Annotated in this window: 24 protein-coding genes; 10 read left to right on the forward strand and 14 right to left on the reverse strand. The window is 37.4% G+C overall.

Annotated features, from left to right (window positions below):
* Window positions 1-220 precede the first annotated feature (220 nt).
* On the reverse strand, window positions 221-493 hold the full coding sequence (locus ACQKL6_RS17590; protein WP_402872569.1) for an HU family DNA-binding protein: 273 nt from the start codon (window positions 491-493) through the stop codon (window positions 221-223).
* Between the two features lie 233 nt (window positions 494-726).
* On the opposite strand from ACQKL6_RS17590, the gene ACQKL6_RS17595 reads away from it, so the two are divergent.
* Window positions 727-888 carry a Spo0E family sporulation regulatory protein-aspartic acid phosphatase gene (locus ACQKL6_RS17595; protein ID WP_402989809.1) on the forward strand — a complete coding sequence of 54 codons (162 nt, stop codon included), beginning with the start codon at window positions 727-729 and terminating at the stop codon, window positions 886-888.
* Between the two features lie 126 nt (window positions 889-1014).
* Here ACQKL6_RS17595 and ACQKL6_RS17600 read toward each other — a convergent pair whose 3' ends face one another.
* From ACQKL6_RS17600 to ACQKL6_RS17630, 7 genes are all read right to left on the reverse strand, one after another.
* Entirely contained in the window at window positions 1015-1347 is a 333-nt protein-coding gene (locus ACQKL6_RS17600; RefSeq protein WP_402989545.1) for a hypothetical protein, read from the reverse strand.
* Window positions 1348-1675: 328 nt separating this feature from the next.
* Window positions 1676-2344, reverse strand: a complete 669-nt coding sequence (locus ACQKL6_RS17605; RefSeq protein ID WP_402989547.1) for an SOS response-associated peptidase — start codon at window positions 2342-2344, stop codon at window positions 1676-1678.
* Between the two features lie 23 nt (window positions 2345-2367).
* Entirely contained in the window at window positions 2368-2523 is a 156-nt protein-coding gene (locus tag ACQKL6_RS17610) for a hypothetical protein (RefSeq protein ID WP_402989550.1), read from the reverse strand.
* Window positions 2524-2744: 221 nt separating this feature from the next.
* A complete protein-coding gene (gene ggt, locus ACQKL6_RS17615; RefSeq protein WP_402989553.1) occupies window positions 2745-4817 on the reverse strand; it encodes a gamma-glutamyltransferase in 2073 nt (690 codons plus the stop codon).
* 264 nt (window positions 4818-5081) lie between these two features.
* A complete protein-coding gene (locus ACQKL6_RS17620) occupies window positions 5082-7070 on the reverse strand; it encodes a TRAP transporter permease (RefSeq protein ID WP_427651618.1) in 1989 nt (662 codons plus the stop codon).
* Window positions 7063-7584 carry a DUF1850 domain-containing protein gene (locus ACQKL6_RS17625; RefSeq protein WP_427651620.1) on the reverse strand — a complete coding sequence of 174 codons (522 nt, stop codon included), beginning with the start codon at window positions 7582-7584 and terminating at the stop codon, window positions 7063-7065. The genes ACQKL6_RS17620 and ACQKL6_RS17625 overlap by 8 nt, the downstream gene beginning before the upstream one ends.
* A gap of 61 nt (window positions 7585-7645) precedes the next feature.
* Window positions 7646-8617 carry a TAXI family TRAP transporter solute-binding subunit gene (locus ACQKL6_RS17630; protein ID WP_427591860.1) on the reverse strand — a complete coding sequence of 324 codons (972 nt, stop codon included), beginning with the start codon at window positions 8615-8617 and terminating at the stop codon, window positions 7646-7648.
* Window positions 8618-8933: 316 nt separating this feature from the next.
* Here ACQKL6_RS17630 and ACQKL6_RS17635 point away from each other — a divergent pair, with 316 nt between their 5' ends.
* Window positions 8934-9839: a LysR family transcriptional regulator gene (locus ACQKL6_RS17635; RefSeq protein ID WP_427651649.1), complete on the forward strand. Its 906-nt coding sequence runs from the start codon at window positions 8934-8936 to the stop codon at window positions 9837-9839.
* Between the two features lie 143 nt (window positions 9840-9982).
* Window positions 9983-11005, forward strand: a complete 1023-nt coding sequence (locus ACQKL6_RS17640; RefSeq protein WP_402959169.1) for an NAD(P)H-dependent amine dehydrogenase family protein — start codon at window positions 9983-9985, stop codon at window positions 11003-11005.
* A 277-nt stretch (window positions 11006-11282) separates the two neighbouring features.
* Here the strand turns inward: ACQKL6_RS17640 and ACQKL6_RS17645 are convergent, their stop codons facing one another.
* The 6 genes from ACQKL6_RS17645 to ACQKL6_RS17670 all read right to left on the reverse strand — a co-directional run bounded on the left by ACQKL6_RS17645 (window position 11283) and on the right by ACQKL6_RS17670 (window position 16987).
* On the reverse strand, window positions 11283-12536 hold the full coding sequence (locus ACQKL6_RS17645; protein ID WP_427651622.1) for a hypothetical protein: 1254 nt from the start codon (window positions 12534-12536) through the stop codon (window positions 11283-11285).
* Window positions 12537-12774: 238 nt separating this feature from the next.
* Window positions 12775-13536 carry a class II aldolase/adducin family protein gene (locus tag ACQKL6_RS17650; protein ID WP_402989565.1) on the reverse strand — a complete coding sequence of 254 codons (762 nt, stop codon included), beginning with the start codon at window positions 13534-13536 and terminating at the stop codon, window positions 12775-12777.
* A gap of 84 nt (window positions 13537-13620) precedes the next feature.
* Window positions 13621-14280, reverse strand: a complete 660-nt coding sequence (locus ACQKL6_RS17655; RefSeq protein ID WP_402989568.1) for a hypothetical protein — start codon at window positions 14278-14280, stop codon at window positions 13621-13623.
* Between the two features lie 15 nt (window positions 14281-14295).
* On the reverse strand, window positions 14296-15090 hold the full coding sequence (locus tag ACQKL6_RS17660; RefSeq protein WP_427651623.1) for an ABC transporter ATP-binding protein: 795 nt from the start codon (window positions 15088-15090) through the stop codon (window positions 14296-14298).
* Between the two features lie 8 nt (window positions 15091-15098).
* A complete protein-coding gene (locus ACQKL6_RS17665) occupies window positions 15099-15965 on the reverse strand; it encodes an ABC transporter permease (protein ID WP_402959180.1) in 867 nt (288 codons plus the stop codon).
* A 14-nt stretch (window positions 15966-15979) separates the two neighbouring features.
* Entirely contained in the window at window positions 15980-16987 is a 1008-nt protein-coding gene (locus tag ACQKL6_RS17670) for an ABC transporter substrate-binding protein (protein WP_402989574.1), read from the reverse strand.
* Window positions 16988-17494: 507 nt separating this feature from the next.
* Between ACQKL6_RS17670 and ACQKL6_RS17675 the strand changes: the two genes are divergently transcribed.
* The 7 genes from ACQKL6_RS17675 to ACQKL6_RS17705 all read left to right on the forward strand — a co-directional run bounded on the left by ACQKL6_RS17675 (window position 17495) and on the right by ACQKL6_RS17705 (window position 22602).
* Entirely contained in the window at window positions 17495-18028 is a 534-nt protein-coding gene (locus ACQKL6_RS17675) for a flavin reductase family protein (RefSeq protein WP_402989577.1), read from the forward strand.
* A complete protein-coding gene (locus ACQKL6_RS17680) occupies window positions 18025-19488 on the forward strand; it encodes a 4-hydroxyphenylacetate 3-hydroxylase family protein (RefSeq protein WP_402989580.1) in 1464 nt (487 codons plus the stop codon). Before ACQKL6_RS17675 ends, ACQKL6_RS17680 begins: the two co-directional genes overlap by 4 nt.
* A 34-nt stretch (window positions 19489-19522) precedes the next feature.
* Window positions 19523-19750, forward strand: coding sequence for a hypothetical protein (locus ACQKL6_RS17685; RefSeq protein ID WP_427651624.1), 228 nt, complete (start codon window positions 19523-19525; stop codon window positions 19748-19750).
* A gap of 25 nt (window positions 19751-19775) precedes the next feature.
* Complete coding sequence (locus ACQKL6_RS17690) at window positions 19776-20069, forward strand: hypothetical protein (protein ID WP_427651650.1); 294 nt, start codon at window positions 19776-19778, stop codon at window positions 20067-20069.
* 38 nt (window positions 20070-20107) lie between these two features.
* Window positions 20108-20539, forward strand: a complete 432-nt coding sequence (locus tag ACQKL6_RS17695; RefSeq protein ID WP_402959192.1) for a RidA family protein — start codon at window positions 20108-20110, stop codon at window positions 20537-20539.
* 79 nt (window positions 20540-20618) lie between these two features.
* The gene (locus ACQKL6_RS17700; protein ID WP_402989583.1) at window positions 20619-21308 is read left to right on the forward strand and encodes a DUF1028 domain-containing protein; all 690 of its coding nucleotides are present in this window, start codon (window positions 20619-20621) and stop codon (window positions 21306-21308) included.
* A gap of 16 nt (window positions 21309-21324) precedes the next feature.
* Window positions 21325-22602, forward strand: a complete 1278-nt coding sequence (locus ACQKL6_RS17705; RefSeq protein WP_402989586.1) for a Zn-dependent hydrolase — start codon at window positions 21325-21327, stop codon at window positions 22600-22602.
* The last annotated feature ends 17 nt before the right edge of the window (window positions 22603-22619 follow it).

The following is a 22619-nucleotide window of genomic DNA, read 5'->3' on the forward strand; positions in this document are numbered from 1 at the left end:
AAGCATCTTTATCACCTCAAGTTTTAATACTTTTATTTTAAAATAAAAAAGACTGTAGGCAAAGTCGATTTTCATCGAGTTTGTCTACAGTCTGAGGCCCTGAAAATCAGGGCCTGTTTTTATGCTCTAAATCAATAAAATCCACTTATGTAGCAATTAAAAAACAAAAAAATCTCTGGAGACTAACTAACTCCAGAGATTTGAAAATAAAGGGAACCCCTTATTTTACGGCTTCTTTTAATTCTTTACCCGCTTTGAATGCAGGAACTTTGCTAGCTGCAATTTGTATTTCTTCACCTGTTTGCGGATTTCTACCAGTACGTGCTGCACGATCGCGTACTTCAAATGTACCAAATCCAACTAATTGAATTTTTTCTTCTTTGGCTAGCGTAGTCGTGATTGTCTCAAACAATGCATCCACTACTTTTTTAGCGTCGTCTTTTGTTAATTCTGCTTGTGCTGCTACAGTTGTGACTAATTCTGTTTTATTCATATTAAAACACCTCATCCTTTTAATTCTATAAAGTATGTAGAAAACACACCATACCATATTAACTAAAGGTCTGTCACTTAATATGGCCGAAAAAAGGAAATTTAATCCTTATCTTATGCATTTTGATGGTAGAAATCAATTTGAAGCAAAATACCGGCAAGTCATCCTAATTTATGTAATAATAGATACATGACAAAAAAGTATAAGAACTTGAGGGATTTTCATTGGAAAGTATGGAACTACTACATACAAAAATAGAAATTTTGAGGAAGGAATTAATCTATACAGCTTTTAACCATGGATTCACCGCTCCAAAAACTTTACATATAAGCCAAGAACTTGATAAGCTGCATAACTTACTTTTACATAACCTTTACATAACCAAGAACCAATAAGCTATCAGTAAAATAAAACGTTTTATATCTATGTATAGGCAACAGGGCTCTTTCCATTACAAAATTACATACTCTAGACTCTCTTCTGCTAGAGTATGTAACCATCTATATTTCCAGGTGTCATCTTTAATTTTCGATTTGCAGCCATTGATAGATTGTATCCATATCAATATCTTCTTCCAAAAGGGCAGCCAAGAGGTCATACGCTTCCTCTCGTCGCTCTGAATCACTTTGCACATTATCCTTTACTTCATCCAACCCTTTTTCCCGACGAATTTGATTGAATAAAGACCTAGTAAACAGACGATTATGAAAGATGCCATGAAGATAGGTGCCCATGATTTTACCATCACTGGAAATAGCCCCGTCTCCTCTTCCATCCTCTAACAAAAGGAAAGGAGTTACACTTGAAGATTCTAATGAGGTTCTCCCTAAGTGTATTTTAAAGGCTTGTCCCATATACAACTCATTTCAATATGTGTGTGGTATCTAAATAACAGTGAACATCCTTGATTTGAATTTTACTACATAGGCAAAAACAAAACCCTAACTGCAAGAGTTAAGGTTGAATTAACTAGATATGAATGATGAATGTAGTAATGATCTACACTCCCATTTATCTTATTGAAACAGAAAACACTACCGGTTTAAACCGGATTGTCACATAGATAATTTTTTTCTGTCAACTATATCATATAACAACTTTTCAGCAATTCAATAGGCTAGAATTGGTATGGACCGATTTCTATCAAAATATGCCGTATATTGTTTTACATAATAAAAGTTCTCAACAAATCCGTTCTATGAGGTTGGAGGAATTGTTTTTAGGAGAATTCACATCCGATGATACCTCAAACGCTTCCATTTGTTCGGCGTCAAAAGACTTTAGGAATTGTTGGAGATAGTTCGTATTCTGAATGGTCGGGTCAAGCCAAACCTTTTCATCTTCAGGATTAAGAATGACCGGCATACGATCATGAATGCTTGTCATCAATTCATTTGACGTCGTGGTGATAACTGAACAAGAATAAACCGTACCTTCCTTTGATTTCCATGATTCCCATAGACCTGCCATTCCAAATGGAGCATTATTCTTAAGTTTAATCCGCATTGGTATTTTACGTTCAGGATCCTTCTTCCACTCATAAAAGGAGTCGGCAAGAATCAAGCACCGTTTCTTTTTATAAGCATTCCTGAAACTGACTTTCTCGGCAATTGTCTCGGACCTGGCATTTATCATCTTGTAGCCAACTTTTTCATCCTTAGCCCAGAACGGAATTAATCCCCATCGGAGATATCCTAACCGGTTCTTATTACCATCATTAATGACAGATAGAACGGAATGCGTCGGAGCTACATTATAGCTTGCCTGGTACTCTTCATTAAAAGCAGACTGTATATCAAAGCGATCAATGATTTCTTCAATGCCCGTAAAAAGGGTAAACCGTCCACACATACTATCACCTACTGTATTTTATGTTAAAGCTCTAAAATATTAATATCGGTAAATGATTGATTGAACAATTCACTGTTAATCAATAGTGTACCTAGAACTTCCCTTTCATCTTCAGCTTTGATAACATCCGTCAGAATTACCATACTTCCATTCTTCACTGTCACTTTATATTCATTCATAATAAGTCTCCCTTCAATTGGTTGTTACCCGTATTATATACATTATCCACCAAAGGTAAAAACAAAACGAATTAGTGATCGTCCCCCTTGTTTCATTGCTCCTTGTTCCTTTTCAAATTGGACAAATATGACCATGTTTCCAGGACCCATTCCTTATCATTGGGCATGAAAAAGCCCTCCATAAAAGCATGGCTGGCTTTAATGGAGGGTTTTTAATCAACTTAGTTTGTGATGGACCCATCATCGTCTATATCCTCGTAATCAGTTGGATCCTTTTCCAATAATACTACTTTATCTTCTTCGTTCCACTCCACTTTAAATCCTGTTACTTTTCCGACCCTTAAAACGGGTAGGAATGATTTTTGATCTGGTTTATAGGTCTTTAAATCTTTTGTGCCTATTACGCCTAAACCAAGTAGCAATTTATCCGATTGAATATAAGGCTTACCATCTATTATCTTCATTTGTTTAGCTGTATACGGAAAAGGTACACCATTTACTTTTAATGTGAATGGACCTGGCTTCTCTTCTTTAATTTCTGGAGCTTTTTTCGACTTATAGTATCCCTTATCTACTCCAAGAACTGTTCCTTCTCTCGTATTATCCGCCCCACCATACATTTTTCCCGTTTCATAATCGAATACGACGGCCTGCACATTTCCAATATGCTGAGGTTTTTCTTCATAGACATGACCTTTTGCCATTAACTCCAATTTTGTATTTTGTTCAATTCCCGGCTCCCATCGAACAGTGGGATAGTTCGCTGAGTATATACGAGGTGATAAGATGGCTTCTTGGATTGGTAGCCCATGATCGATTACATTCATGATGGTCTCAGACACGGATGCAATAATGGTAGCTCCCCCAGGAGAGCCCAAGGCAAGAAAAGGTTTTCCATCTTTTAAGACAAAAGTTGGTGACATACTGCTTCTAGGGCGTTTTCCTGCTTCTACCTGATTAACGCCCCCCGGTGTAGCATCGAAATCTGTCATTTCATTATTTAGCATGAAACCATAATCCGGTACCATTATGCCAGTACCGAACACTTGTTCAATCGTAGTCGTATATGACACCATATTCCCCCACTTATCCATCACCGAGAAATGGGTGGTTTGACCTTCAGGATGATTCTCCACCACAGTTGGCATGGAAGAAGGTTCTTTTCCTTCATATTCCCATGGATCTCCTTCTTTTACTTCTGCAGTTGATCTATTAGGATTAATTAGTTTTCTTCTTTCCTTTATATACTCCTCATCTAAAAGCCCTTTTTTAGGAACTTCATAAAAATCTTCATCAGCCATGTATGCTGCACGGTCGGCAAATGCCAAATGCATGGCTTCCGTTAAATAATGAAGATATTCAGGGGAATTAATTCCCATCTTCTTCACATCATACCCTTCCATCAATTCTAAAATTTGTTGGACCGTCAAACTACCTGAACTCGGCGAAGCGGCACCCACGACTTCAAATCCCCTATAATTCGATTGAATCGGTTCCCTTTCTTTCGCCTCATACCTTTTCAAATCATCCGTGGTCATGACGCCCTCTCGTTTTTTAACTTCCTTGACAAGCGCTTCACCGATTTCCCCTGAATAAAGTGCATCCGGCCCTTGTTTCTGAATAATTTTGAATGTCTTGGCAAGATCCGGTTGGATGAGCTTATCACCTTCTTTTAATGGTTCTCCCCCGGGAATGAACACTTTGGCAGCTGCAGGATTATTTAGAAGCTTCGCTTTATTTTCATCAATATATTGAGCTGCGGACCAATTTACTTTCACTCCTTTTTCCGCTTGTTTGATTGCAGGATTTATTACTTCTGATAAACTCATCGTGCCATAGTTCTCAAGAGCCATCTCCATTCCCTTTAAAGTTCCAGGGACCCCTACCGCCTTTCCTGTAATATGACGTTTACTGAAAGGTACAACTTTTCCGTTTTTATCTAGAAAAAGTTTAGGTGTAACGTTTTTTGGAGCCGTTTCACGGCTATCAATCATCGTAATTTTATCTTCCTCTTTACTGTAAATCATGATGAAACTCCCTCCGCCAATTCCCGACATCATCGGTTCCACTACATTTAATGACAGCTGAATGGCTGCTGCTGCATCAACAGCATTTCCGCCTTGCTCTAAAATCTTTCTACCAGCTTCCGCTGCTATGGGATGGGAAACCGAAACGATTCCCTTTTTTGTTCCTTGCTTCATTGACTTATCTACCCCGGGCACACTTGCAATAACGGTAGAGACAACTAAAAAGATACTGAAAACAGCTATAATTAAACTCTTAAAATAGGTCATATAAAGTCCCCTTTCAAAACGGATGTAAATCCTGTTCACTTAGAAAAACCTATACCTTTCTTCTGGTTAAGATTCTAAAGTTGGAGACAGTTCCTATGTGTATCATGGAGATAACTCTAGTAGAGTTCAGACTTATTAAACAACAAAATTATAAACTATATAAATTAAAGACGGTGGCTCCACCTTATATTACACACTCACCTCCTTAACTGATAAATGATGTAGTTGGGTAAAAGCCACCGTCTAGTGTCTTCAGTCCATTACCTAAATATTATGATTATTATCTAAAATGGTCGGCATGTTCCTTTTGTCTTGCTTCTTGAAATATTGGAAAGCAAGCAAGACGGCAAAGGAAGCTAATCCAATGATATCCGTAATGGTTTCAGGATAGATTAATAGTAAGCCGATAATAATGGCTGGGAATCTTTCTAACCAATGCATTCCGCGTATCCAATAACCGATGACCCCGGCCCCGATAGCAATCATTCCAGTCATTGCCGTAAAAACGACCCATACCACTTCCATCCAAGTTGAATCAATCATCAGCATTTGTGGGGATAGTACGAAAATGTAAGGAATAATAAAGGCCGCTATCGCTAATTTAGACGATTGGATCCCCGTCTTTAAGGGATCTCCACCAGAAACCCCGGCTGCTGCGAAAGCGGCTAGTGCCACTGGTGGTGTTATATCCGCAATAATGCCAAAGTAGAAAACGAATAGATGTGCGGATAAATCCGGTACACCCAGTAAAATGATGGCGGGTGCCGCAATGGTAGAGGTAATTACATAGTTAGCAGTTGTCGGTGACCCCATTCCCAATACTAAGGCCGCGACCATTGTAAGCATAAGTGTTGGTATTAAGTAGCCACCAGCCAAATCGATTAATCCATTCGCCAGCTTTAGACCTAGCCCTGTCTTTGTGACAATCCCTACGATAATACCCGCACTAGCCGTTGCAGCCGCTACTGCCAATGCCGTACGGGCCCCATCTACTAGGGCATGAATGATATCACTAAATTTCATCCGTACATCTTTGTTAATAAACCCTACAATAATCGAGATAAGAATGGAATACAATGCGGCATGTGTAACGGTTATATTCGACATCAGTAGGAGAACGATAGCAACGATTGGTATCAATAAATAAACTTTTCTTATCACTTCTCTCTTGTTCGGCATTTCTTCTTTCGTCAATCCCCTTAATCCAAGCCTTTTTGCTTCAAAATGGGTCATGATCCAAATCCCTGTAAAGTAAAGAATGGCTGGAATGGTGGCTGCTTTTGCTATATCCCAATACGTGATGCCATTCCCAATAAACTCGACCATTAGAAACGCTGCCGCTCCCATTATCGGTGGCATTAATTGTCCACCTGTTGAAGCAGATGCCTCTACTGCCCCAGCAAATTCCTTTTTGTAACCCAGATTTTTCATCATCGGAATCGTAAATGACCCTGAAGTGACAACATTCGCTACCGAGCTGCCGCTGATGGTTCCTTGTAATGCACTTGAAAAAATGGCAACCTTAGCAGGCCCGCCGACTCTTCTACCTGCAATCGCAGTTGAAAGATCATTGAAATATTGGCCAACCCCGGTTCGTATAAGGAAGGCACCAAATAGTAAAAATAGGAAAATGAAGGTGGATGAAATCGCCAGCGGTGTTCCTAAAATCCCCTCTGTAGAGAAAAACATCGTTTGGACCATCCGCTCGAAAGTTAGACCGCGATGCGAAAGGAAACCAGGCATATATTGACCAAATAGACCATATAAAATGAATAGCACCGCTATTGTCGTTATAGGTATCCCTACTGCACGCCTCGTTGCCTCTAACACCAGTAAAATGGCCAGTAAACCAACCGTAAAATCCAACGTACCTAAACGACCGACATTCATGACCAAATCGTCGAAAAACAAGGGCCAATACGCTCCGACTCCTATACTTAATACTGCTAGAATCATATCGTACCATGCTATTTGAAGCTTGCCTTTTTGGCGTTTCTTCCGATTTGCAGGAAATAATAAAAAGATTAAAGATAGCGCGAAACCTAAATGAATCGTCCGTTGAATTTGTGCTGTAAAAACCCCAAAGATGGCTGTATACAATTGGAATAAAGAAAATGCTAAGAGACCGAAAAAAGCAATATACCCCAACATGCCTTTTAATTTCCTGGTCCCTGCTTCAGGATCGTATTTCGCTAAAAGTTTCTGCTGTTCTTCCTCCGTTAAGTACTGCACTTTTCCTTTATCATCATCCATTGATATTCACCCCATCCAATTGTTCCCAAAAGGAAATTTTTTTCGTTGAAATTCTGATCCATGTTCCCGGCTTAATAAATCGTGATAATAATACAGTTTGTTTTTTATAGATTAAGCGATGATTGGCCCCAACCTGCCCTATTCTTAAGTCAATATATTCAAATGTTCGATTCATATTTTTGATATGATACACACCGTCTTTTTCTTCAAAGACTTCCTCTCCCTCTGCATTAGAAGGCATGCCTACAGCAAAGTCTTCATATGCCAGCTCGGTTTGCTTAATGGAGTCCCTTGATAGCTGATAGGTTTCAAGAACTTCCGAGAGGTGAATGGAATGTGTATACTCTATTTGAAACGTCTTTTCTCTTTTCAAAGGTAAATAAGCCAACAACTCGCCTTGATCTTGATAGGAAAATGCAAGGACTTGTTTATATGGTATGAAACCAAGTAAAGCACTGAACAGAAATAGAGGGATAATAAAAAACACGAATCTCTTAAAAAAATTGCTGCTCATCGAAACCTCCAAACTTCAAGAAACAACGAAATCGATAGCGAACTATCGATTATCGTAGCATTTATTTGGTAATTCCCTTTTCTTCGAAATATTTAGCTGCACCAGGATGCAACTCCATTTCCCCTAATCCTTCAAGTGCCGTCTCTGCCGTAATTAATTTTCCTTTTGCATGCGTGATTTTGTCTGTATTGTCATAAATAGCCTTAGTCATTTCGTACACCAAGTCTTTGTCCATGTCTTTTCTTACAACCAACATGGCTTTCACGGCAACGGTCTTTACATCTGATTTAATCTTATAAGTGCCGCTCGGAATGGTATCCTCCGCATAATATGGATATTTCTTAACCAACTCTTTAATCTTTTCATCCGCAATTGGTAGGACAACAATATCATTTTGAACAGAAAGTGCCTCTACTGCACCAGTTGGAGTACCTGCTGTTATAAATGCTGCATCAATATTCCCAGCTTGTATTCCGTCCGTTGACTCGTCGAAGGAGAGGTTTTGGGCTTTTATATCTTTAGCTGATAACCCATGAAGTGCTAGAATTTGCATGGCATTAATGTATGCACCTGATCCAGGGGCACCGACCGATACTTTCTTTCCTTTTAAATCTTCCACTGATTTAATCCCACTTTTAGCTGTTGTTACAAGCTGTACAGTTTCTGGATATAAAGAGCTAATTGCCTGGATATTATCAATGGGGTTCCCCTTGAACATTTCTTTGGCCTCAACTGCATATGCAGCAATATCCGTTTGCGAGAAAGCTATCTCAGCTTCTCCAGCTCTTAAGGTTTCCATGTTTTCTGCAGAAGCCCCGGAGGTTTGTGGTGTAATATTCGCATTGGTATTATCCGTGATGATATTTCCGATCTGACCACCGAGTGGGTAATATGTACCACCAGTCCCACCTGTTAATAGACTCAAGTTTTGTCTTTCGTCTCCAGAGGCCCCTTCATTCCCCTTACTGCAAGCAGTAATAAGTAGTAAGGACATGATCATTCCGAATAAAAAAAGGCTTTTACATCCCTTCACAAAAATCCCTCCTTTTTCAATTTCATCATCTTTAAATGCGACGATATTAATAGTATTCTGTGACCAACTCTAATTTCCTTCATTTTACATATGGGAATTTAACCCATATCCTTACAGTCATTATCGTGCGTTTTTTTAACCAATTTTATATTTAACTAAATTTTCAGTTTTTTTACATCCTTCTTTAAAGATAATATTGACTCTTGCATTTGAGAAATATATTATTGTTATAAACTTATAACTATTGATTATAAAATACCTTCTTATTGGCTGTATCCAGTTATTCTGATACCACTTAAACAAAAGGAGTGATTTTATCAATTTCCTATCCCTACGTTATTTTATTGAGGTTTCAAACCACCTTAGTTTCAGCAAAGCCTCCAAGATCCTTCATATCTCCCAACCTGGCTTAAGCCAACAAATCTCATCACTTGAAAAACAATTAGGTTTTAAGCTTCTAAATCGCACAACAAGAAAAATCACATTGACTGAAGAAGGGGAATATATCTACAAGAAGCTCGCTCCTTCCTTTGATGACATCGAAAAAACAGTTAGCAATATCGTTGAAAACAAAATTGTCCCCAAACCAAAAATAAAAATTGCCACAATACCATCAGCAGCAAGTATTTATATACCAAATTTATTGAAAAAGATACGTATTGAATTTCCTGAAGTAGAAGTGGATCTTCAAGAGACAACCTCCGCAAGAGCAGTCAAGCTAGTCAAACAGCAAAAATATCAAATTGGTTTTATCCGAACACCCATACATGCCAATATTCTGACAAATGAAGGGCTAAATATGATTGAATTCAACAAATCTCCATTGCAATTAGTCGTTTCTTTTGAACACCGGTTAGCTCAAAAAGAATCCATACATTTAACTGAGGCAAAGAATGAACCCTTTATTCATTATCATGCAGTACAAGCCCACTCTCTTCAATTTCTTTTGGAAAAGGCATGTTCGATTGCTGGGTTTTCTCCAAAAAAATTATGTGAAGGATCTGAGCTATTAACGATTGCAAACCTAGTTTCAAATAATTTAGGTGTTGCCCTCATGCCCAAAGATATGATTGATTTGTTAGGAACTAAAAAGGTAAAGGCCTTAAACATCGAAAATATGAATCTGTCTAGCTCAATATCAGCTGTTTGGAAAAGTAGCGAACATACACCTTTCTTGATAAATCAAATCATACATACCCTCCAATCCAACGCTTCGTTGTGAGTTATAAGGATAAAGAACTAAAGTAAGTACAACTTGTCCCTTTTATAATCAAGGTTTATATGTATATAAAAATTTACTATTTTTGTTATGTTCCCTTCAATGTTAGCATTCGGTTATACAACATTTGAAAGGATGATAAATAAATGGTAAGTGGTATTTCGAAATTTTCCGTATTTGGCTTGGGTCCTATCGGCATGGAAATTCTGCGTAGTGCATATCTTACAAATCCTCAATCGATTATTGGTGCTGTAGATATTGATCCCCAAAAGGTTGGAAAGGATATTGGGCTGATCATAAATGAAAATAAAATGGATGTACATGTGGTCTCCAGTATTCATGAAGTAAAAACCAGTGTAGAGCATCCAATTGCCCTTCATGCGACCGGTTCCAATGCAAACCACGTTTGGCCGCAAATCAAGGAACTTTTAGATCATGGGTTCTCAGTGGTTTCTACCTGTGAACAGCTTTCTTTCCCGTGGCAGCGCTATCCTGAGCTGGCAAAGGAGATAGATATATATGCAAAGAGTAAAGGGCTCAGTGTCATCGGGACTGGCATTAATCCAGGTTTCATCATGGATACCATGGCAATCTGTTTTTCAACGGTTGTTACAACGGTAAACAGAGTCCTTGTCAATCGTAAAGTGGATGTTTCGAAACGCCGCCTCCCCTTACAAAGAAAAGTTGGAATCGGTATGACAAAAGGAGAATTTGAGGCACTGGCTGAACAGGATAAGATCGGGCATGTTGGGCTTGAAGAATCTGTTAGATTAATTGCATATGGGCTAGATTGGGAACTTACCAGTATAAATAATACCATTGAGCCAACAATTGCCACCGAAGATATAACCGTTCCACTTACGTCTCTAAAAAAAGGGGCGGTTAGTGGGCTACACCAAGTATCAAGAGCTTTGACCTCTACCGGAAAGGAAATCTGCTTGGACTTGAACATGTCTGTAGGAATTAACCAAGAGGATGAGATTATAATTGAAGGAAACGAAACACAAAGATTAATCATACCAAATGGAGTATTCGGTGATACTGCTACTGCCTCCATGGTTATTAATACAGCTAAACAAATTGATGCGATTCGAAAACCAGGGTTACTTACCATGGCTGACATCGGCCTGCCAAGAAACAGTCAGCAATCTGAATTTGTACCAATATGAGTCTAGACAAACGACATATCCATTTATAAGTAACTGCTATATGAATGTCTCTGCTATTCTTTAAAAATATCCTAACCTAAAGATAGCGTAAACCATGGAATTGTCGCATCGTACGGGATAAGCAGCTTTTCTATCTCCAGTTCATTACTTTTATTTATATTTTTTCCAGACATATCCCCCCGGCGACTTGCCGGGGCACTCTTATATATGAAAGCGGTAAGAAGAGAATATAAAGGTCAACTTCTTCAAGTAGCCTAGTAGTTTTGAAAATTATAGTTTACATACTATTAATCCTATATATCTTCCGTGGTCGTCCTTTTGATATGGGAGCTTCTTCTCCAATTATTTCAGCCATATCTTGTTCTACCAAATTATTAAGTATACGTCGTGCATTTCTTGGCGTCATTTTTAGCCATTCTGAAAGAAGTGATGCTGTTATAGAATGATTACCGGTTCTTTTCTGAACTGACAATATCTTATTAAATGTAGTAATTGTCACCCCACACAGTTTAAGTTTTCCACTCATTTCTCGGTCTTCTATTCTATAACTAAAAGAGATGCTTTCCTGTTCCTGAAGGGGTCCCTCTATCATTCCTTGATCGTCAACAAGAAATGCACAAAAAGAAGCATACGTTTGCGCATTAAGTAAGGCTATTCTTGCGTGCTTCTCTGCTGCTAAGGCTGTATCACCATATCCAATACCAATATGTGTAGGATAGTCGGTTACTAATGAGACCTTATCCAATAAGTCTACTACATGTTCTGATGACTCCTGTAAAGAGCCTCTCGTTGAAAAAATGATAAAGCTACCCATTCCAAGGTTTACAATTGAACCTGAAAGAGATTCAGAAAAATTAACAATGACTGACTGTAATTGTAAATTCAATCGATACTGATTATAAGATAATGTAAGTTTATCATTTTCTTCTCCATCAGTAATCTTAATCAAAATAACGGAAATTTGAGATTCCTTAAAATACTTTGTTTCCCAATATTGAATCGCATTTGTTAATGTTTCACGAATATTAGTACGTGTAGGTGTGATCCAATATGAAGGTATATCTTCCGATTGTAAATTTTCAAATATAGCATACAAACATGTTAAACAAGTATCTACTTTATTTTCGTTATATAATTTTTTATGAAAATCAAGTAGCTCTTCTATAGAAATACCCTCATGAAATTCCTGAGAATAAATAGATTGACTCGACAAATTAAGATCTTCAAAAGTCTCATATACATCACGTTTAGGTATAATATCTATACTCATATTTTGCAAATGTCGCTGATCACTATAACCGATTTCAATCATTGCCTTTGTCAAACTCGCACCATCCAATTGAAGAAAGAAAAAAGGTTGGTTAGACCCACTTGCTCTTACAAAAGGATAAAGAACTGGTCCACCAAGCACCCAAATATCAACTTCACTTTGTTTTTGTTGTATTATGGATGTTGTTTCTTCAGGATTCTTATAAATAAAAGGAATGACCTGTAAACGGTCCTTATAATCCTCTGCAAGTTCTACTACCATTTTTACTGTACTAGATGGACCAACTATCCCGGCTCTTGTTATCAATTTTCTTTCCCTGCCTTCCTCTAATCACTATGTATATCAACATTCACATAGTCATTATAGTTAAAAAAGGCACCCTCTCTTGAATGTATATCAATATTACTTGAAATACATTTAGAAAGAAGCCTTCTCATTTAAATTATTATACCAAAATATACAAAAAAATTAAAAACACACCATTTTCACGAAACTTACTTTACAACAATAAATCAGGTTCTTCCTTTACGATTTTGTTCCATAAAGGTTGGAAATTAAGCCATCCTTCATACTCTGTTCCAGTCTGCTCAGCAGCTATTAAAGCACTTTTTTCATCAATCAATATTGGTTTTTGAACTGATTCTGCTAATATTTGCGACTGACATAATCGTTCCATTGTAATAAACCACCAAGCTGCTGAATCAACAGATTGCCCCACTGTAAGTAAGCCATGGCTTCTCAGGATAAGCGCCTTATACTTGCCTAATGTTTCTGCAATGCGCTTCCCTTCTTCCGTTTCATACACTAATCCTGTATAGTCATCAAAGAGCGCGTGATCGTTGTAAAACTGGCACGCATCTTGAGAGATTGGATCTAATAATCTTCCAAAAGAAGCCCACGTTTTTCCATATAAGGAGTGTGCATGTGCTGCAGCTATAACATCTGGTCTAGCTTTATGAATTTCAGAGTGAATAGCAAATGCTGCTCCATTTAATGATTTTTCTCCTTCCACAATATCACCATTTTCATTTACAAGAATCAAATTAGATACAGTAATCTCACTGAAATGCTTGCCATACGGATTTACCCAAAAATGATCTGTATATTCTGGATCTCGTACAGTAATATGTCCTGCCACCCCTTCACTAAAACCAAACTTTGAGAACAGTCGAAAAGCACCTGCAAGTCTTTCTTTCCGATGCTTACGTTCCGCTTCCATATTTTCAAACTTTATGGGATTTAAATACGTAACATTCGACATACACATTTCTCCTTTTCATATTATTTATACCTAAAGGGTTTCAACAGATCGAACCATTTAGAGTTACTTAGTATTTAAAAATTCTCAAACAGTTTGATTATTGGTTTCATAAATATCATTATAAAACTTCATCATTTCATCTCGAAAACTACGAATTCCTTCCGTTGCGTTTATAATTTGTTCTTCTGTAACCATGTACTTTGCAATGATGGTTTCTCCTAATCCCACATGGAAATTTTCATCCTTTTTTATCTTTTCATAACACTTCGCTAAATCCTCCAAACCAATCCGTCTGCAACTTTCAATGACGACATCATGTGTAGTTGTCGTGGATGTCTCTGAGCAATTCCAAACAGCAATTGCACAAACTGCATCTTTCTCAAGGGCTGCCCAATGTATTTCCTCCCACCCTTTGTTCAATTCTGAAGTTGCAACAGGCGCTGTATAACCATGTTTTTCTAAAACACGACTAAGAATTTCATAATGATTTGCTTCTTCTAGCATATGTCTGCATAAAGCTGTAACAATTTCTCTATCAAACTCGTTCCAGTATTTAATGATCTCTGTTCCGAGGAATATAACATACTGCATTTCAAGCCAATCTCTCTCCCTAATAGCTTCAAATACTTCCTCATGGGTAAGATCTTCCCTTGTCCAGAATTCCAAAGCCCTCACGTGTGCATGTTCCTTAAGCTCTTGTTTAATTTGATTAAACTCAACCATAAAATCCTCTTTCGTTACCATGTATATTCCCCCTTATTATTTAACTTCTAATTCCATTGCTTTCAAACTTTCATCTCGAATTAATTCTGTCAGTTGTGCTTTCAAAGTAAGAAATTCTCCTTCTGTTTTAATCTTATAAGAACGAGGATGCACTAAATTTATCGGAATATCTGCTTTAATGCTTCCTGGTCTTGATGTCATTGTGATAACACGACTACCAAGAAAAATGGCTTCTTCTACATCATGGGTAATGAATAAAATCGTTTTATGTGTTCTCTCCCATATTTCAAGGAGTAGCTCTTGCATAATCAATCTCGTTTGATTATCAAGTGCCCCAAATGGTTCATCTAATAGTAAGATTTCGGGATCATTTGCAAGGGCACGAGCAATAGCCACACGTTGTTGCATCCCTCCTGATAATTGTTTTGGATAGTGATGCTCGAAACCTTGTAAGCCTACTAGCTCAATATATCGTTTGGTAATATCTTTTCTTCCCTGAGGATCCATTCCTTTGATCTTTAAACCATATTGAATGTTTTCTTCTATGTTGAGCCAAGGGAACAAGGAATACGCCTGAAACACCATCCCTCGATTAGCAGAAGGTCCAATAATTTCTTCCCCTTGCAAGTAGATTGCACCTTCTGTTTGTTCTTCTAACCCTCCAATCATCCGTAACAATGTAGATTTCCCACAACCAGAAGGTCCTAAAATTGTAATAAATTCATTTTTGATTATTTTTAAGTTAATGGTATCTACAGCGAGGACATCGGGTTTCTTACCAGTTCCTTCATACACTTTTCTAACATCTTTTACATCCACTAAAAGCTCCATATATCTCCTCACCTCCCGTAATTCCAAGAAAACATTTTTTTACCAAAAAATTTCAAGATTAAATCCGATAGTAATCCAAGCATACCAATTGTTAATATTCCAAAAATGATATTGCCAATTCGAAACATCCTTTGTGATTCAATGATGACACTACCAATACCTGAAGCCGTCGCAATTAATTCAGCAACTATGATATAGGACCATGCCCATCCTAAAACGAGGCGAATTGCATCTAAAATACCGGGCATCGAGGCTGGCAATATGACGGATCGTAAAACACCTATATTAGAAGAACCCAGTGTATACGCAGCTTCTAATAATTCACGGCGAACACCACTAACTTCTACTGCAACCATTAACACAATGGAAAAGATACTACCGAAAAAGATGACGGATATTTTTTCTAATTCACCTACACCAATCCATAAGATGAAGAGGGGGATAAATGCTGAAACAGGCATATAACGCACAAATGAAATGATGGGTTCAAAAAAGGCTTCTACTACTTTATAGCTTCCCACGAAGATGCCAAGGGGGACACCAATTAGTAACGCTAATCCAAATCCTACAAGTACCCGACTAAACGTTACGAAGATATCATTTACAAAGTTAAATTGTGTAAAAAGAGTAATACCAGAGGTTATAATGCTTGTGGGTGTTGGTAAAAACAGTGCATCTACAATATTTGTATAGGTCAATAAAGACCAGATGCCTAGCAATAAGATGAAGCTACTCATAGTCAATTTGAAATATAAGCTTTTGGGTATCGGTTTTTGCGGTTCAAAATAACGGAATTTTTTCTTTTTCTTCTTTTTCGTCTTCACAGATTCCTCTAATATGACAGTATCCATGTCCAAGATTTTGTTCCTTTGCATGTCTACCACCTCCTTCATTCAATAAAAGAATAATCTATTAAATCTTCAATGTTCGGCTCTTTATCAATAATCTTTTGTTCTGTCCATAATTCAGCGCCCAATTTTGTTAATTCGTAAAGTTGACCTGGATTTTCTTTTGTACCAACGTATTCGCGTGCTTTCTCTTTATCGTATAGAGTAACGCCACTTAAAGCTTCCTTAAATTCCCCATCAGTTTGTCCCATTGCTTTTGCCATTATCGAAATAGCATCTTCTTCATTTTTCTTGAAGTATTCAATGGCATCAAACCAAGATTTCACAAAACCTTTTACCTGCTCTGGATTTTCCTCTACATAATCTTGCTGAAGAGCAAAGGAACTAGCAATGATTCCAGGTGTTTCTGCACTAGTCATTAACACATGGCCAAAATCTGTATTCTTTACATTCGTTAACCACGGTTCCCAAGTAATAGCTGCATCTACTTTATTTGCGATAAACGCTGCACCCGCATCGCCACTACTCATACTTTGGATATCCATATCACCCATGCTCATGCCTTCTTGTTTCAGCAAATAATTAAACCAAAAGAAACTAGCTCCTCCATCTGTCTGTACAGCTACCTTCTTACCTTTTAAATCTTTAAAACTTTTAATCTCTTTCTTGGCAACAATACCATCACCACCACTTGATTCTTCCGTACTAATTACTTGCACCAGTGGGATATCACGTGCCGCAGCTACTACCTGAGAATCAATCGTTCCACCAATTCCTTGTATTCTATTAGCTGCTAATGCACTCAAACGATCTGATGAGCTTTCAATCCGCGTTATCTTAACATTCACACCATTTTTTTCAAAAAATCCTTTTTCCTCTGCAATATAGAAAGGAGCATACCCAACCCACGTTGAGAAAGCGATACTAAGCTCCTCTTCATGACTGACTGAATTTTCAGTCTTTTTTTCTGTTGAAGAGCTACTAGATTGACAACCGGCACTAATTAGCAGTAATACAATCAATGTTATGAATAGAAAAGATTTATTCATTCTTTCATCCCCCTCTAAATTAAATCATTCGTAAAAGGAAATATACCGACCACGAATCCACTTTTTACTATAGCTGAAATACAGAGAAGGTTGAAAATCATTAGATTTAGTAGAATTCTTCACAAACTGCTGTATTAACTAGCGTCACTCTAAACATGTAATATTTAATAACATTATTTACAAAACAGGAAAATAAACAACCTCCTTTACAAATAGGCTATAAGTACTGTTGATGCAGATTTTCCAGATTGTATATTCCAATATTGGAACATAAAGGGAAATATTCTTAAATTATTTATACTTCTTCAAAACTGCTTTGTCAATCATATTTGTAATGTTTTATAACATAGAAAATAATTTTGTTAATTTTTATGACATTTAAAAATTAATAAACTTAACACGAATTATATTGACTGTATTTTCAGAATTTTATATATTTAATTTAAGGAACAATTAGAGAATTATTCCTTAAATAATTATAAATGGAAAGAGTGGTGAAAAACGTACATGAGTGCTAACCAAGCAACAGGCAATGTTACTTCCGAAACTTTTAAACCCATAATAAGTAATTTCGCAACTGGTGTTTCTATTATTACAGTACGACATAATAAAAAAGATTTCGGTCTAACAGCAAGCGCTGTTTGTTCCGTATCATTGGATCCTCCCATGCTTCTCATTTGTGTCAATCAAAATACCGGAACACAAAAAGCTATTATGGAGGCCGGATCGTTTAATGTTCATATTTTAGGAAAGCAACAAGGAGACTTAGCATTAAAATTCTCAAAATCCCATACTGACAAGTTTGAAGACCTTGTATACTCATATAGCGATTTGGGAAATCCTCTTTTACCTAACGTAGTAGCTCAAATTGAATGTCAACTGCATAAAGAGATGTATGGAGGTACACATTCTGTCTTTTTAGGAAAAGTTCATTCAGCTAAGTCGATAACAGAAAATCCATTACTCTACCTTAAAGGTCAATTTGGTGAATTTACACATCTAAAACAAGAAACTTTTAAACCGAAGGAGGAGACAGTATGACTTTAATGACAGGAAAAGATTACAAAGAAACTTTAAATGACGGCCGTGAAGTCTACATAGACGGTGAAAAGGTTACAAACGTAGCTGAACATCCAGCATTTAAACCAATTGTTGATGTAAAAGCTAGAATGTATGACATGGCATATGAGCCACATCATAAAAACATCTTAACCACTACATTAAAAGACGGCGAAATAGTTTCACGGGCGTACAAAGCCCCAAAGACAAAAGATGATCTATCAGCCATCCGCACACATGTAGAAACCATTCTTGATGACCTTGGTGGAGTTGTTTATCGAGTCGGTGATGAAACAATTGGCGAAATGTGGTCATTATACGATGCTAAGGATAAATTGAATGAAATTGATCCGACCTACGCTAAAAATATCGAATACCATATCGATCGTGTAGCAAGAAAAGATTTATTCCATGTATCAGCCAATACAGATCCAAAAGGGGATCGAAGTAAATTATTTGCTGGAAAAAATGGCGGTACACTCCTTCATGTCGTGGAAGAAAATGATAAAGGGATTATCGTCAAGGGGGCTAAATTTGAGACTGCTGCTGCCTATGCTCATCAAGCATTCGTCAAACCCACTATATTAGATTGGAATGCCGGTGAAGATACAATGGCACCTTTTGCATGCGGCTTCATTTGCGACATGGGCTCTCCTGGATTAAAACATATTTGTCGTACCTCTCTTGGTCAAGATAAAAACCCTACAGACTATCCAATCTCTACAAAATTTGAAGAAATCGACACATTACTCATTTTTGATCACGTTCTAATCCCTTGGGAAAATGTCTTATTTCATCGCTCATTAGCATCTGCTGCCTATATCCGTTCCACGCTACATCGTTACTCAGCTTTTAACTACGTCCTTAGAATGTTGCGAAGAGCTGATTATTTAATTGGGACAGCTGCATTAAATGTAGAACAAACAGGGCTCACACAATTGCAAGCAGTAAAAGAAAAGCTCTCTCAACTAATCGGCTATAGAGAAGGAATCAATGCTTTTCTAACAGCAGCTGTCGCAAATGCAGAACAAAGTCCTGGCGGATTAATGATGCCAAATCAATCACTCCTATATAATGGTAGAGTATTCGCTTTATCACAATTCCCTGCCATGGCACATTTAACTAGAGAACTAGTAGGCGGCCAATTAGCTGTTACACCGGACTACAATACTATGTCTGATCCCGTCATCAAAGATTATATCGATGAATATTACGCTGTGGGCGATTGGGGTGCACAAGAAAGAGGGAAGTTATTGTACTTTGCGAGAGACTTATTAAATTCCTCTTATGCAGGTCACAGAACAACCTTTGAACTATTTGCTCAAAGTCCTCCATTCGCACAACAACTAGCAGCTTTCACTAATTTCGATATGGAGAAACAACGCGAATTAGTTCGTAAAGCAGCAGACTTAACCCCCTCTATCCCCGTGACTAGCGCCTAGGAATCGAATGGGATCCGAAAGGAGACGGTGTCCAGTGGAAATTCATGATCCAGGCAATATTAAGCTTCCCGAATCCATTCTTACTATTGGTGCGCTAGATGGTATCCATAAAGGGCACCAATTATTATTAAACACAGCAAAAGAACGCGCCAAAAAACTTGGCGTTCCCTTTGTTGTATATACCTTTGATCCACCTCCGAAAGTCTATTTTACCGATTGTTCACTTTTAACTACGTTAGAAGAAAAAACTTCAGCTCCTTGAACATTTAGGAGCTGAGCATGTCATAATCGGAAAATTTAACGAGGCTTTTACTAGACAGGAAGTTCCCATATTTATTGAAGAAGTAAAACGACTTCATCCAATTGAAATATGGGAAGGACCTAACTTTATGTTCGGTAAAGATCGAAAAGGAAATAATGACGTTTTACGACGCTATTTTAGAGTGGAAGTTCTACCCCCTCTTAAATGTATAGATAATAAAATGATATCTTCATCACGTATCCGTCAGCTATTAGATGAAGGTCGATATTCTCAAGCTCAAGATTTGCTTGGATGGGATACTTTACGCATTATCCTATAAAAACTTATAGCCTCTGAAAATAGAAAGGAGAATATCTAATGGAAATTAAACGATACCATAAATTCGAGACAAATAAATTTTATCCTTCCAACATGGGTGAAGAATCTCACCATGTAACAAATGAATTTAGTATGGTCGTCCGTGCTGGAAATCATATTTATATGAGAGGTCAAACAGCTTTTGATTTAGAAGGTAATTTTCATGGGGAAAATGATGTTGTAGAACAAACAGAAAACGCCTGTCGTTGTATAAAGCAGCTTCTTGAAGAAGCTGGCGGAAAGATGGAAGATGTTTGTAAACTAACTACCTATGTAACAGATCGTTCTTATCGAAAAGAAGTATACAGTGTGATTGCCAAACACTTTAAAGGTGTGTATCCAGTTAGTACTGGCCTTGTCGTTCAAGGCCTAGCACTTCCAGAAATGTTGGTAGAAATTGATGTTGAAGCCGTAATTAGCGATAAAGAATAGTAAAATAGAAAAATTTTATAGAACATACGAATAAAAGAGAAGTAATCATTTCTTGCTTCTATTGGAAGGAGGATTTTCCATGAAAATAACTAGCACATTTTCCATTGCAGGACGTTGCGAGTCTACAAACGCTTTAGGCGCTATCGTTACCTCAAGTAGTCCAGCTGTTGGAGCCAGATGTCCTTGGATTAAATCCAATGTAGGAATAGTACTAACCCAAAATGTAACAGACCCTCGTCTAGCAGACATTGGACTTTCTACTTTAGAGCAAGGTTATAATGCACATGCCGCAATTCGAACAATGAAAATTGCCTCAGATTTTCCAGAGTTTAGACAACTAGCTGTCGTAGACTCTAATGGCGAAGCTAGTGTGTTTACTGGTGAAAAAGCCCTCGGGATTCACGGAGAATTTTATGCAAAAAACGTAGCATGTATTGGAAATCTTTTAAGTGTTGCGGTAATACCAACAGCGATGGGGAATTACTTTATAAAAAGGACAGATCTTTCTCTAGCCGATCGCTTAATAGCATCACTCGAAGTTGGTTTTGACATGGGGGGTGAGTTAGATCAAGAACGCTCCATCTCCCTTCTTGTTTATCTACCGGATATCCCTTTTGCTTATATAGATTTACGTGTCGATGACAGCGACCATCCTCTTAAAGATTTAAAAAAGCTATGGGATATTTATAAACATCAAGCCGAAGACTATAAAACAAGAGCAATCCAACCAGAACAAGCCCCTTCCTACGGTGTAATAGGTGATAAATAGATTAGGAGAATTGCAGGTGAAACACTTGAGGAATTTAACAAACAAAGTAGATGTTCAGATAAATAGTAATAGATTATTGTCTGACATCCATAAATATGCACAATATGGAAAAAACCTTCAAGGTGGTGTGACACGACCTAGTTTCTCTATAGCTGACCAAGATGTACGAACTTTATTTATCCAAGAATTGGAAAGTATTGGATTAGAAGTAAACATAGATGGTGCCGCCAATATATGGGGAATAAAAAAAGGAAATCAAAAGAAAAAAGGCAGCATTGTTATCGGCTCCCATTTAGATTCTGTTCCCAATGGAGGGGAATATGATGGACCCTTAGGTGTTCTTATGGCAAAAGAAATAATACAAACATTGATTGACCATAATATTACGCTTAATCATGATGTTGAAATTGTCTCTTTTACTGCAGAAGAAACAAACGATTTTAATCTATCCACTTTTGGTAGTCGATCATTTGTGGGGAGCTTAACAGCTGACAAATTACAGAATATCTATGACACAAAAGGAAATTCACTTCATTCGGAACTTAAAAAAGTTGGCGGGGATCTTAATCAATTTGCAAAAATGGAGGAAATGCGAAAAAGTAAAAAGGTGTTTATTGAACTTCACATCGAACAAGGTAAGAGATTAGAAAGAAATAACATTGCCGTGGCAGTAATAGATAAAGTGGTTGGGACGTATCGAAGTAAGGTAAAAGTGATTGGAGAATCGAATCACTCTGGAACAACATTGATGGAAGATCGGAAAGATGCACTAACAGCTACAGCAGAAATGATTCTTTCAATCGAACGTTATTGTAATAACATTGACAATGGTGTAGTCGGAACGGTCGGTACATTGAATGTATCTTCAAATACAGCGAACATTATCCCCGGATTAGTTAACTTTATCTTTGAAATAAGAGGAAGTTCAGAAGAACAAATAGAGAAGGCGATACAAACAATTCAAGAAAGTTGGCAATCCATCGCTAAAAAAAGAAAAGTAAACGTTCACCAGGAAGTTTTCCTAAATCAAAAAACGGTTGTTTTAGATTACGACCTTGTTCACATCCTCCAGAAAACAGCACAGGAGATGTCAGAACCATATATGACTTTCTCGAGCATGGCCGTACATGATGCTGCACATATGTCAACAATATCAAAGTCAGTCATGATTTTCGTTAAAAGTATTGATGGAAAAAGTCATTGTCCAGAAGAATATAGTCATGCTGATGACATTGAAAAAGCCGGTAACCTAATGTTACAAAGCATCCTTAAGATTGATCAAGAACTAGTGTAACAATCCATTATATTTTA

The organism is Peribacillus sp. NPDC097197 (assembly GCF_050278025.1).
GTDB lineage: Bacteria > Bacillota > Bacilli > Bacillales > DSM-1321 > Peribacillus.

Bases quoted from the DNA above. Each gene is read 5' to 3' on its own strand.
- ACQKL6_RS17595 (WP_402989809.1), top strand. From the start codon at position 727: ATGGAACTACTACATACAAAAATAGAAATTTTGAGGAAGGAATTAATC.
- ACQKL6_RS17645 (WP_427651622.1), bottom strand. From the start codon at position 12,536: ATGGTAGTAGAACTTGCAGAGGATTATAAGGACCGTTTACAGGTCATT.
- ACQKL6_RS17605 (WP_402989547.1), bottom strand. From the start codon at position 2,344: ATGTGTGGACGGTTTACCCTTTTTACGGGCATTGAAGAAATCATTGAT.
- ACQKL6_RS17620 (WP_427651618.1), bottom strand. From the start codon at position 7,070: ATGGATGATGATAAAGGAAAAGTGCAGTACTTAACGGAGGAAGAACAG.
- ACQKL6_RS17660 (WP_427651623.1), bottom strand. From the start codon at position 15,090: ATGGAGCTTTTAGTGGATGTAAAAGATGTTAGAAAAGTGTATGAAGGA.
- ACQKL6_RS17655 (WP_402989568.1), bottom strand. From the start codon at position 14,280: ATGGTAACGAAAGAGGATTTTATGGTTGAGTTTAATCAAATTAAACAA.
- ACQKL6_RS17610 (WP_402989550.1), bottom strand. From the start codon at position 2,523: ATGAATGAATATAAAGTGACAGTGAAGAATGGAAGTATGGTAATTCTG.
- ACQKL6_RS17695 (WP_402959192.1), top strand. From the start codon at position 20,108: ATGGAAATTAAACGATACCATAAATTCGAGACAAATAAATTTTATCCT.
- ggt (WP_402989553.1), bottom strand. From the start codon at position 4,817: ATGACCTATTTTAAGAGTTTAATTATAGCTGTTTTCAGTATCTTTTTA.
- ACQKL6_RS17675 (WP_402989577.1), top strand. From the start codon at position 17,495: ATGAGTGCTAACCAAGCAACAGGCAATGTTACTTCCGAAACTTTTAAA.
- ACQKL6_RS17700 (WP_402989583.1), top strand. From the start codon at position 20,619: ATGAAAATAACTAGCACATTTTCCATTGCAGGACGTTGCGAGTCTACA.
- ACQKL6_RS17650 (WP_402989565.1), bottom strand. From the start codon at position 13,536: ATGTCGAATGTTACGTATTTAAATCCCATAAAGTTTGAAAATATGGAA.
- ACQKL6_RS17640 (WP_402959169.1), top strand. From the start codon at position 9,983: ATGGTAAGTGGTATTTCGAAATTTTCCGTATTTGGCTTGGGTCCTATC.
- ACQKL6_RS17670 (WP_402989574.1), bottom strand. From the start codon at position 16,987: ATGAATAAATCTTTTCTATTCATAACATTGATTGTATTACTGCTAATT.
- ACQKL6_RS17600 (WP_402989545.1), bottom strand. From the start codon at position 1,347: ATGGGACAAGCCTTTAAAATACACTTAGGGAGAACCTCATTAGAATCT.
- ACQKL6_RS17625 (WP_427651620.1), bottom strand. From the start codon at position 7,584: ATGAGCAGCAATTTTTTTAAGAGATTCGTGTTTTTTATTATCCCTCTA.
- ACQKL6_RS17590 (WP_402872569.1), bottom strand. From the start codon at position 493: ATGAATAAAACAGAATTAGTCACAACTGTAGCAGCACAAGCAGAATTA.
- ACQKL6_RS17680 (WP_402989580.1), top strand. From the start codon at position 18,025: ATGACTTTAATGACAGGAAAAGATTACAAAGAAACTTTAAATGACGGC.
- ACQKL6_RS17665 (WP_402959180.1), bottom strand. From the start codon at position 15,965: ATGCAAAGGAACAAAATCTTGGACATGGATACTGTCATATTAGAGGAA.